Below are 790 nucleotides of genomic sequence, written 5' to 3' on the forward strand. Positions count from 1 at the left end.
TTTCGTGTACGGGACTGTCACCCTGTACCGTGCGACTTTCCAGACGCTTCCACTAACACACAAGCTGATTCAGACTCTGGGCTGCTCCCCGTTCGCTCGCCGCTACTGGGGGAATCTCGGTTGATTTCTTTTCCTCGGGGTACTTAGATGTTTCAGTTCCCCCGGTTCGCCTCGTTAACCTATGTATTCAGTTAACGATAGTGCAACGAATTGCACTGGGTTTCCCCATTCGGACATCGCCGGGTCAAAGGTTCATATCACCTCGCCGGCGCTTTTCGCAGATTAGCACGTCCTTCATCGCCTCTGACTGCCAGGGCATCCACCGTGTACGCTTAGTCGCTTAACCTCACAACCCGAAGATGTTTCACTTCTGATTGCGAAAATTTGAGAGACTCGAACACACATAACATGTGTGTCGTTTCAATTTTCAGCTTGATCCAGATTTTTAAAGAGCAAATATCTCAAACAAGACTCGTGAGTCTGTTTTGAGATATGACGGCAGGTGACTTTCACTCACGAACCAGCAAGTGGCGTCCCCTAGGGGATTCGAACCCCTGTTACCGCCGTGAAAGGGCGGTGTCCTGGGCCTCTAGACGAAGGGGACGTGTCAGTCTCAATCGCAAGACGCCTTGCTATTTACTTTTCATCAGACAATCTGTGTGAGCACTACAAAGGCAGGTTCTTTAAGGTAAGGAGGTGATCCAACCGCAGGTTCCCCTACGGTTACCTTGTTACGACTTCACCCCAGTCATGAATCACAAAGTGGTAAGCGCCCTCCCGAAGGTTAAGC

The 790-nt window shown here is 50.4% G+C and carries 1 tRNA gene and 2 rRNA genes; all 3 read right to left on the reverse strand.

The window, feature by feature from the left end:
* Positions 1-346: ribosomal RNA gene (locus ACJBF3_RS26105) — 23S ribosomal RNA — on the reverse strand; the annotation flags it as partial.
* A 182-nt stretch (positions 347-528) separates the two neighbouring features.
* Positions 529-604: transfer RNA gene (locus ACJBF3_RS26110), tRNA-Glu, on the reverse strand.
* A gap of 85 nt (positions 605-689) precedes the next feature.
* A 16S ribosomal RNA gene (locus ACJBF3_RS26115) occupies positions 690-790 on the reverse strand; the annotation flags it as partial.

The organism is Enterobacter sp. PP-008-ECC_S150 (assembly GCF_045257065.1).
GTDB lineage: Bacteria > Pseudomonadota > Gammaproteobacteria > Enterobacterales > Enterobacteriaceae > Enterobacter > Enterobacter chengduensis.